The organism is Okeania hirsuta (assembly GCF_003838195.1).
GTDB lineage: Bacteria > Cyanobacteriota > Cyanobacteriia > Cyanobacteriales > Microcoleaceae > Okeania > Okeania hirsuta.
This window is the reverse complement of sequence record NZ_RCBY01000255.1, coordinates 1-9,774: the sequence shown is the minus strand read 5'-3', so window position 1 is coordinate 9,774 and position 9,774 is coordinate 1. Positions and strand designations below refer to the sequence as shown.

Genomic DNA, 9,774 nt, shown 5'->3' with positions numbered 1-9,774 from the left:
TTAGAATCCCCATGTAATTTTCCTCCTGTCTCCTGTCTCCTGTCTCCTTCTTCAACCCGTTTTTAAATCACAAATTATTTGTATAATCATATACAGAAATTTGATTCATTGTTAAAACAAGAATTATCGATTTATTATATTAAGTTGATATTATTTTTAAGCTCTCTAGTTCCCTATTATCTTTCACCTTTTCCAGAATATTTTCTACAAAACCTTTCTGAAAACTCCTACACAAGACCAAAATCATAAATGGGTTTTCATTTAATCACAACAGTGTTAGTCTCAGAAGTTGGAGGAGAACAAAAAATATTTTTTCCTTGATGCAATATGATTAAAAACCATCTCTAATTAATTGACTATGACTACATCAACCTCTGTTCTATCAGCTTGGCAGCTATTAAGAAATCGTGAAATTACTTGCCAACAAGCATTAGAAAATTTAGTAGATCAACGAGGAATAGTAAATCTACAACTACTAGATAAAGAAGTAGCATATCGTTTCTTTAGAGAATTCCCAGATCGAAAAGAATTACCACCAGTTATTCCACTACTTTTATGGCGTAACTGTTATTACTTAGCCTCCCCTGTAGAAATATGTGCTGATGAGATGAAAAAGATGAGCGACCGTACTTTTTCAGACATCAAAATTATTTTTATCGCAGAAAAAAGCTATAGCGCCTGGTATCATAGAGAAAAAATAGACCCCAACTCTATCTCTGGGAATCAGTTAATTAATCCTTTAACTGGAGAACTAGAAGAAGAAGATGTCTGCGCCACCACAGAATTATATCTCTCCCAAGCAGCAGACCAAATTGGTCGAATAAAAACAATTATTTCCGGCGCTTTGCGTAACCGTGCTAGTGACATCCATCTTGAACCGACTGGAGATGGTTTACGAGTACGTTACCGTATTGATGGCATCCTCAGAAATATTACCACCCTACCAGCAGATATTGGTCGTCGAGTAGTGGTTGCTATTAAGGTGATGTGTGATATGGATATCGCTGAAAGTAGATGTCCTCAAGATGGGAGAATTAGCGAACAATATGTAGGAGAGGATGATTCTAATATAGGAATAGATTTACGAGTCAGTACCCTTCCCTGTGTCGGAGGGGAAAAAGCTGTGATTAGGTTACTAACTTCCAAAAATCCTTTTTCTAGTTTGGATAAATTGGGATTTTCTGAGCGGAGTTTGAGTGTATACAAAAGTTGGTTGCATCAACCACAGGGAATGATTATTTTTACAGGACCGACTGGTTCTGGGAAAACAAGCACTCTATACACCAGTTTGTTATCAGTGGCAACAGAACACGTTAATGTAGTTACTGTTGAAGACCCAGTAGAATATGTATTGCCCGGAATTACTCAAACTCAGGTAAATGAAAGAGCAGGAATGACTTTTGCCGCTGGTCTACGGGCAATTTTGCGTCAAGACCCCGATATTATTATGATGGGAGAAATACGCGATCGCGAGACAGCGGATACAGCAGTAAGAGCTGCATTGACTGGTCACTTAGTCTTGACTACTCTTCATACTAATGATGCTATAGGTGCAATTCCTCGGTTAAAGGATATTGGTCTTGACCCTGCTTTGATGAGTGATGCGCTATTGGGTATTGTTGCACAAAGATTAGTGCGAAAAATTTGCCCCCATTGTGGAGAAGCTTATACTCCCACAAATGCCGATCTACAAATATTGGGTTTAGAGCAACCGCAAATATTACCTTCTATGAGTTTGGCTGTTAGCAAAAGTCTATCTGCTTATGCTTCTGCTTTGAATAATGGCAATGGGGGGCAAACTATATCTGCTGTTACTCCGAGTATAAAACATGAAATTCAGGGAAAATGGCGTATTGGTCGTGGTTGCTCTAATTGTTTCCATTCTGGTTATTCTGGTAGAGAAGCAATTGTAGAATTATTGGATGTAGATGATCGGGTTCGTGAGTTGATTTATGAAGGTACTATGACTCAATTACAGCGTTATTTGAAGCAAAATGGTTTTGTTTCTTTCCAAACTGCTGCTGTTGAAAAGGTAACTCAAGGAATAACTACAGTTGAAGAAGTACAGCGTGTTTTGCCACGTAGTGCTTTATATACTCACAATTTTACCAGAGGTTGATATTAAATAGGGTTTGCTGAAAAAGTCTTATGAGTGAGGGTAGGAGTCAGGAGTTAGGAGTCAGTAGGGGAGGCATGGGTAGGGCGACGTACAAGAGAAAAAAAGAAGGAAGATAAAGAAGAAAGTTTTTTATCATCAGGGCTTACGCATACCACCACATATAGTAGGAATTAACGGTCGTTAACCCCTACAAATAGTGTATAATTTTGTCTTTTGCGTAATATCATGTCCGCTTGAATACTTTTGAATACTTATACTTTGGTGGAAGGAAGACAGAGGGTAGAAGGCAGCTATGCTGTTTGCGTAGCATTCCGTAGGAAAGAGTTTCTTTTAATTGAAACTTAATTCTATACACAAACGATGCTATCGGACATGATATAAGTCCGGATAATGGTATTAAGTGATTAAACTGATACACATAACTTTCCAGGTAGACCCTAATGGTGTGTAATATAACTTTTTGGCGTTGGTGATTTGAAGTATGATATCATTTCCAGATCATTAGGGGTCAAAAAACTTTCTCCCTCTATTCCTCTTTCTTATTCTTTCTTCCCTCCTGAGTTCTGAGTTCTGACTCTTAAGTAATTAAGATTAATATCATACACTAATTCACCAATGCCAACTTTTTTTAGTATCCTCACCCATTTTTAGGTTTCTCAGTCCAGTTATCGTGCGCTAACAAAGTTTAACACATTATTATATAATTAATTATAGCAGTCTTCACAAAGGTAGGTTACAGAACTTCTGCCCTCAGCATAAGTGCCTTCTGCCTTTAAGTAAAAATCTCTGTATTCTATGTTAATGAAAACTGCTATAATATGGTCTATGGATAGATATTTCAAAAATATAGCTGTTTTTTAGGCAGTCCTACAACCATAATGGTATGGATTGAACTTGGGACAAATTACCTGATGATGTCAGCTCCGATGATCAAGAAAGAAGATGTATTTTGGTTTCTTTCCTACTCATAGTTTTTTCCACTCTAGGTCTCCCCTATTCCCCTAATCTCCCCTACTCCCTCTACCATTACGCGAGCAGTACTACAGTTTTTTGTTTAATGCCGGAGTGGACTAAATAACCTCTGTTTTCTGCTTTTCTTAGTGAAAACTGCTATGAGCGATCGCCTAGCTAAAATTATGTTGAAGATACTTCTGTATCAGCTTCTGGAAAACGAGTAATATCATCTTCCCCAAGATATTCCCCATTTTGAATTTCAATCATTACTAGAGGAATTGTACCAGGATTTTCTACACGATGTGCTGTGTTTGGTGGAACATAAGTTGATTGTTTTTGCAGGAGCAAATGTTCTGTACCATCAAACACAACTTTAGCAGTACCAGAAACCACAATCCAATGTTCACTACGATGATAGTGCATTTGGGTCGTAATATGATGTTTTGGTTTGACCTCTATACGATTAATTTTGTAACGTGGACCTTCTTCCAACATTGTGACTGTACCCCAAGGCGGTGTTCTTGTAGGATGTTCATGTTGACTTGAAACCGTAACTTCAGAATTTACAACTGGGGTCGAAGACTGTTGATTATTTTGTGTTTCACTCATAAATTTTTTTTCGATTACATCAAATAATAATCTACTTTCACATTTTACTACAGAATGCCATTGGCATCCTCCCGACGCTGCTCTAGGAGACAGTGCAAGTCCTGCTCCATTGCTGATAGGGGCTTTTTGCTAGATAACATCAAGTTTTTTGTTTTAATCTTGCTTTTAGGATGTCTTATTTTATGTCCGGTCTTTTTCTGGGGACTAAAATTCATCATATCTGGGACAATATCGAATAAATATTCCCCAGTGATCACCCACAAATCACCATACATACCTACCCAAAAGTTGTTATGTCTTCTGTCTTTTCGTCCTGGTTCTTTTGATCGACAAATATATCTTTGATCTCCTGACTTTTTGATACAATTACCATGGTAAGATCAAGCTGTGTAAGCAATAGCTATTAGTAAAATCAAATTGGTCAAGGGTTGTTTATTAGCTCGACTTCCTTCTAGATTATATCCCCCTGTTTTACCATCTTTAAACATCGCCTCAATACCCATTCTCGACCGATAAATTTTGATAACTTCATCTAAACTTTCAAGATTTGTTAGTAAATACCAAGGTTCCTGTCTTGAGTGCGTCTTTCATTCCGAGGAGACCTCGGAATTACGCACTCGCTTTTCTAGTTGATGATTATATTTGATTTTCCAATATGCAGCCAAATTAAATTTACCGAAACCTTTGTATTTAGTGAGATTAATGTTACTGAAAAATATTTGGGTTCCAGGAGCTACAGGCAAATCACTCAAAGGCTGGTATTTTTGACGATTTTTTCTATAGTTAGTATTTTGTTTTTGTCTAAATATCAAATTTATTTTTTGAGTCTTAGACCTAATTTTTAGCCAGTGATATCACTCTATACCATGAAATTATCGGTCTCCAATAACTACCAGTTTATATTTTTTCTATCAACCTAAAACTGATTGAATAAGTGCTTTTTGTTCCCTGAAATTAGTCGAGCCTTTTTGGAGCAAAATTTGCCAGTAAATCGGTAATGCTCGTTTTTTATAGATCACAGCAATTTTATTAGAGAATTAAATACTGAGACGAAAAAACTTTGAGAAAGAATAGTTTGCAAAGTAAATTTCCTCAAGTAAGAGACAGAGCTATAACAATTTTATTTCAGTTGCGGGTAAAAATATCTTTTAATTTAGGGAAAAGGGAACATGGAATAAAGGTAAAAGTTTCAGAGTTTTTATATATCCTTAGATTTTTTACAGCAGAAATAGACTTAAGATATTTAGATGAAAGTAGATTTTCTTTGAAGGCAGATATTCCTGACGGATGGCAAGAACAATCAGAAATAATAACCCTCAAGAGTTGTCAAAGTAAAAGAATTCATGTTCTGGGATTAATGGAATGTAAAAATTAACTAAATTACGAAATACATCAGGGAGTAATTGACAGTGAAATAGTCATAAATTTTTGAGATAAGTTTAGTAAAGATTTAGCTAAACTCTTGTTCTGTAGTTATAGATCAAGCTTGAATTCATACGAGCCTTGAACAAGAGTTTAGTAAAGATTTAGCTAAACTCTTGTTCTGTAGTTATAGATCAAGCTTGAATTCATACGAGCCTTGAACAAGGAAGAAGAAAGAAGGAAAAAGTGGATGGGTACTAAAATCCCAAGCAATTGTAAACACTGTGTAGACGGTAAAGTTTTGCTACATCTTAGTTAATAAGATCATAGAGAGTAGGAAGATAGTCAATTATGAATAATATATCTTCACTTCATGTCTATAATCGTTAAAAACATAACTATGCTTGACTCATTATTTAATAATTGAAGTATTGAATAAACATAGATTTTTTTTAGATAATGGGGTATATGTCAATTATTAAAATATAAATTATCAAACGATATATAATAATATTTTCATAAAATCTCCTACAATTTTATCCCGATTATTTTCTGTTAAAACAGGCACATGAACAAATATACATTTACTTTGATAACAACTCATATCGAGATATTTTAAAACTGAATAATACAAGTCTTCGCAAACAAACTTTCCTGCATCATTACTAATCTCAGTCACATCCAAACCTGCAACTAACTCTGCTAAATTAATAGAAGTTTTCATCACCACTTCTCCACAACTAGCTTGAGATTCTATTGTGAGAATTTTCCTTGTTTCTGCCATACCACAACAAATAATCACATCAGGCTGAATCTCTTCTATTTTAGCAATAACAATCTGTGTAGCTAGCTGTGAATCAACAGGTAACTTTCTTAAAAAACTTAACGAATAATTAGTTAATTTTTGCACAGATATCAGACCAAGTAAATCATCAGAAGAATTAGATTTATGGTGAGGTTCCCATATATCAAATGATGTCAGTAACACTTTAGTTTTCATTTTTCAAACAAAGACAAAATAAAAAAATCTGTAAATTCTTTAAATTATACTAACTTATTAACTATAATAAAATTGCCAATCACAAAATAAGGAGAAAAATTAATGCCAACTATTGCAGTCATAGACTACGATATGGGTAATTTACATTCTGTCTGTAAAGGTTTAGAAAAAACTGGTGCCACCCCAAAAATTACAGATTCTCCAATAGAAATAGAACAAGCTGATGCAGTAATTTTACCAGGAGTAGGGTCTTTCGACCCGGCAGTGCAACACTTGCGCTCGCGCTACTTAGAAACACCCATAAAACAAGTTATTGCTTCAGGTAAACCTTTTTTAGGTATATGTTTAGGTTTGCAAATATTATTTGAAAGTAGCGAAGAAGGTCAGGAACCAGGTTTAGGAATACTTTCTGGAAAAGTACGTCGGTTTAAATCTGAACCTGGTCTGACAATTCCCCAAATGGGTTGGAACCAACTACAATTTACTCAACCAGGCCATCCTTTGTGGAGTGAAATAACTTCTCAACCTTGGGTATATTTTGTTCATTCCTACTATGTTGACCCCACTGACTCTCAAGTTACAGCAGCAACAGTCACCCACGGCCATCAAACAGTCACAGCAGCAGTAGGGCAAAACAATTTAATGGCAGTACAGTTTCACCCAGAAAAATCTTCTACTCTTGGACTACAAATTTTGTCAAATTTTGTTAATAAAGTTATATCTGAAAATTTGGCCTTAGCTGGTTAGAGCAACCATGAACTTAAGGATATATGGAAATCGTCCGTTAAAAACTTTACCAGGAATGACCACTCGTCCGACTTTGGCCAAAGTTCGAGAAGCAGTCTTTAATATTTGGCAAACTAATATAGCTGGTTGTCGATGGTTAGATATATGTGCAGGTGTGGGTTCCATGGGTGCCGAAGCTTTATGTAGAGGAGCATCCTTAGCCATTGCAATTGAAAAATATGGCCCTGCTTGTGCTGTAATTGATCATAATTGGCAACTTGTGGCCAGTTCATCTCAGGAATTTCAGGTGTTGCGGGGAGATGTGTTGAAACGTTTAAAAGTGCTGGTAGGGCAGAAGTTTGACTTGATTTATTTTGACCCACCTTATGCTAGTGATTTATATCAACCAGTATTAGAGGCGATCGCCCAATATCAACTTCTAGCACCAACCAGCGAGTTAGCAGTGGAACATAGTCCCGAAGGATTGTCTGTTAAATCTGTGTCCACCTTAGAAGTTTGTCGGCAGAAAGTCTATGGCAATACAGCTTTGACCTTCTTTAGTCTCACTCAAGAGGAGAGATTGACTGATCTAGTCGATGTTTAATTGGTTGCCCCGTCGATATTGTTGGTAAGCTGCAAAAAATAGTCCTGCCAATGTCACGAGGATGAGACCTAGTACGATTCCAGAAAGTAATGGTTCTACCACGAAGCCAACTCCTTATAGTTGAAATTTTTATTTGTTTATCGATCAATATTACTATTTCTTTTGAGTCTGGGGATAAAGTGCCAGTAAAGAAATCCCAGGCCAATATATAAAACCCTTATGGGATCTATATTATTAAAAATACTAGGAGCAGATGGGCAGATGGGGGGTATTAAAGTATTTTCAATTATTGCTTTAATCCATGTATAACCTGCCTCTCAAATTTTTACGCAAGTATACCAAAAACTACAGTGAGAAGATACGGATATTCATCATGGAGGAGTATGAGAATATTTTTCTAGTTGCCTTCTATCCCACATCCCACGGACGACTCCATGGCTCAAAAATGTCATCAAGGTCAATATACCAAATTGGTTCTATATACAAATATGAATAATATAGTTCCTCAAAGTATTGATTAAGATTAAATCTTTGTACTTGATATAAAAGAATTACCCTAAAAAGAGCCATACTGTTAAGGTATATTAATTGATATTAAACTTTCTTGTAGATAGTTTTTGAGATATAAAGATTTTGGATAACCAGCTTGCTGATACCAAAAAAGAAGTCTTACTGAAGTGGAGCGCCTTAGTTGGTCTGGCTGTTCTGTTGGTAGTCCTATTTATGTTCTTAGGATTTAGGCAGTTTCATGCTTATGATCCTTATACAAAAAGAGTATTGTCTATTGATGGAGACCCAGTTCAAGGCCACGCGATTTTTCAAATGAACTGTGCAGGTTGTCACGAGTGGGTTTTAGAAAGTCAGATCGGACCTTATTTAGAAGGTATTTCCCAACGCAAGTCAGATGTGGCAATTATTAAGCAAGTAGTTAGTGGCCAAACACCACCTATGCCCCAATTTCAGCCCAGCGACCGGGAAATGGCCGATTTATTAAGCTATTTAAAACAAATGTGATTTAAAAGTAAAAAGGGGTTGCATAAATAGGTGCAGCTTTGCTATTATTAAAAACGTTGCCGATGTAGCTCAGTTGGTAGAGCACTCGACTTGTAATCGAACGGTCAGGAGTTCGAGTCTCCTCATCGGCTTTTTTTATCTCTAAAGTTGGTTCAAGACCCGCGCTCTCCCAAAGGGGAGTGTCCTATGGGAAAACCAATCAATTTTGTGGTTTTGCCAATAGTGTGTTAAGATTAAATAAGGCTACTGAGCTAGCAGTGTCAATCTGTGGAGCGACCGTAAGACCAGAAAGAGGGAAAGGCCTCGGAGGTAGGTGCGTTAGAAGCCGAAAGTCCTAATCTGCGAGGTTTAGGAATCCTGCGTTGTCGCGCCATGTGCAACGTCGGGAGGATTTCAAGAGTTCAAATTTTTATCTCAACTTTGCTTGGAGAACCGCGCTCTCCGGCCTGTGGGAGCTTCGGGAAGAAAAGCAATCAATCTTGATATCTCACACACAATTATGTTAGACTGTGAATAATTCTCAGTAAGTAATAGATGGTTGAGAAAGCGTACAAATTTAGGTTTTACCCTACTCTAGAGTAAGAAAACTTGCTAAGGAAGACCTTGGGTTACGTGGGTCTAATCTACAACAAAGCTTTAGCTGAATGGACTCAAGCATGGTATGAGAGGCAAGAACGAGTAAGCTATAAACAAACCTCAGCCATGCTTACCTCCTGGAAAAAGCAAAAAGATTTAGAATTTCTCACACAAGTAAGTTGTGTTCCATTGCAGCAAAGCTTGAGACATTTACAGACTGCTTTCAGCAACTTTTTTTCAGGCGTTGCACAGTGACGAATGATTACGAGAATTGAGGAATTTGCCGATGTTTCAAATCATAGATCAGCAAGGGAATTGATTTGTACAACATATCAATGGACTTGGAGTAGCACAAAGTTTTGCGATGTAACCTAGCTAAATAGGGTTTGCTGATTAAATCTAAAAGCATTGACATATAAAGGTTTTAGAATTTTTTAGTTGAAAAAAAGTCCCAGCTTTTAGGTCGCTTAGGTTCAAAAAATTGGCGTTGGTGAATGTGTAATGCTCAGAAAAGAACTGGCACAGTCTTGAATTTCAAGTAATGTACCAGCAAGCCAATAGAATACTTAAGCATTGTTAAGGATTTGGAGTAACAGAGGGTTTTGCGTTTTAGTCGAGCCAGATCATGTCTCAAGGGAGTGTTTTCTCCGTAACACGCGGGTCATATAAGTTTTGCAAGACCATTTGGTCTTCAGGTTGAATATATTTTGGGTAAACTCGATCACCGTCAGTGACATACCAAAAGCTATGCTCACACTGGATAACTTGCCATAACTTCTCAAAAGTTTGCCCTGGAGCGATCATGCTCCG

General features: G+C 36.8%; 11 protein-coding genes, 1 tRNA gene and 3 pseudogenes. 7 read left to right on the top strand and 8 right to left on the bottom strand.

From position 1 onward, the window contains the following. Positions 1-358 precede the first annotated feature (358 nt). On the top strand, positions 359-2,119 hold the full coding sequence (locus tag D5R40_RS27090; protein WP_240039200.1) for a GspE/PulE family protein: 1,761 nt from the start codon (positions 359-361) through the stop codon (positions 2,117-2,119). 1,134 nt (positions 2,120-3,253) lie between these two features. On the opposite strand, the gene D5R40_RS27080 is transcribed toward D5R40_RS27090, so the two are convergent. From D5R40_RS27080 to D5R40_RS27070, 3 genes are all read right to left on the bottom strand, one after another. Beyond that, positions 3,254-3,682, bottom strand: coding sequence for a phosphomannose isomerase type II C-terminal cupin domain (locus D5R40_RS27080; RefSeq protein WP_124147701.1), 429 nt, complete (start codon positions 3,680-3,682; stop codon positions 3,254-3,256). A gap of 380 nt (positions 3,683-4,062) precedes the next feature. Continuing rightward, a complete protein-coding gene (locus D5R40_RS41515) occupies positions 4,063-4,185 on the bottom strand; it encodes a hypothetical protein (RefSeq protein WP_275670468.1) in 123 nt (40 codons plus the stop codon). Between the two features lie 84 nt (positions 4,186-4,269). Next, complete coding sequence (locus D5R40_RS27070; RefSeq protein WP_124147702.1) at positions 4,270-4,494, bottom strand: hypothetical protein; 225 nt, start codon at positions 4,492-4,494, stop codon at positions 4,270-4,272. A 263-nt stretch (positions 4,495-4,757) separates the two neighbouring features. On the opposite strand from D5R40_RS27070, the gene D5R40_RS27065 reads away from it, so the two are divergent. After that, positions 4,758-5,057: a hypothetical protein gene (locus tag D5R40_RS27065; RefSeq protein WP_124147703.1), complete on the top strand. Its 300-nt coding sequence runs from the start codon at positions 4,758-4,760 to the stop codon at positions 5,055-5,057. A gap of 480 nt (positions 5,058-5,537) precedes the next feature. Here D5R40_RS27065 and D5R40_RS27060 read toward each other — a convergent pair whose 3' ends face one another. Then, a complete protein-coding gene (locus D5R40_RS27060) occupies positions 5,538-6,044 on the bottom strand; it encodes a pyroglutamyl-peptidase I family protein (protein ID WP_124147704.1) in 507 nt (168 codons plus the stop codon). 102 nt (positions 6,045-6,146) lie between these two features. On the opposite strand from D5R40_RS27060, the gene hisH reads away from it, so the two are divergent. Then, the gene (gene hisH, locus D5R40_RS27055) at positions 6,147-6,791 is read left to right on the top strand and encodes an imidazole glycerol phosphate synthase subunit HisH (protein ID WP_124147705.1); all 645 of its coding nucleotides are present in this window, start codon (positions 6,147-6,149) and stop codon (positions 6,789-6,791) included. Positions 6,792-6,798: 7 nt separating this feature from the next. Then, a complete protein-coding gene (gene rsmD / locus D5R40_RS27050) occupies positions 6,799-7,374 on the top strand; it encodes a 16S rRNA (guanine(966)-N(2))-methyltransferase RsmD (RefSeq protein WP_124147706.1) in 576 nt (191 codons plus the stop codon). On the opposite strand, the gene petG is transcribed toward rsmD, so the two are convergent. Then, on the bottom strand, positions 7,360-7,476 hold the full coding sequence (gene petG, locus D5R40_RS27045) for a cytochrome b6-f complex subunit V (protein WP_124147707.1): 117 nt from the start codon (positions 7,474-7,476) through the stop codon (positions 7,360-7,362). The genes rsmD and petG overlap by 15 nt on opposite strands. Before the next feature lie 306 nt (positions 7,477-7,782). Further along, positions 7,783-7,944, bottom strand: a complete 162-nt coding sequence (locus D5R40_RS36155; RefSeq protein WP_161564752.1) for a hypothetical protein — start codon at positions 7,942-7,944, stop codon at positions 7,783-7,785. A gap of 63 nt (positions 7,945-8,007) precedes the next feature. On the opposite strand from D5R40_RS36155, the gene D5R40_RS27040 reads away from it, so the two are divergent. The 3 genes and pseudogenes from D5R40_RS27040 to D5R40_RS27030 all read left to right on the top strand — a co-directional run. Continuing rightward, entirely contained in the window at positions 8,008-8,388 is a 381-nt protein-coding gene (locus D5R40_RS27040) for a c-type cytochrome (RefSeq protein WP_124147708.1), read from the top strand. A gap of 58 nt (positions 8,389-8,446) precedes the next feature. Further along, positions 8,447-8,519, top strand: a tRNA-Thr gene (locus tag D5R40_RS27035). A 403-nt stretch (positions 8,520-8,922) separates the two neighbouring features. Continuing rightward, positions 8,923-9,207 (top strand): annotated as a pseudogene (locus tag D5R40_RS27030) (helix-turn-helix domain-containing protein); the annotation flags it as partial. 19 nt (positions 9,208-9,226) lie between these two features. Here the strand turns inward: D5R40_RS27030 and D5R40_RS27025 are convergent. Together D5R40_RS27025 and D5R40_RS40140 are read right to left on the bottom strand one after the other, a co-directional pair. Then, positions 9,227-9,346, bottom strand: a pseudogene (locus D5R40_RS27025) (IS1 family transposase); the annotation flags it as partial. 123 nt (positions 9,347-9,469) lie between these two features. Beyond that, positions 9,470-9,774: pseudogene (locus tag D5R40_RS40140) on the bottom strand (IS1 family transposase); the annotation flags it as partial.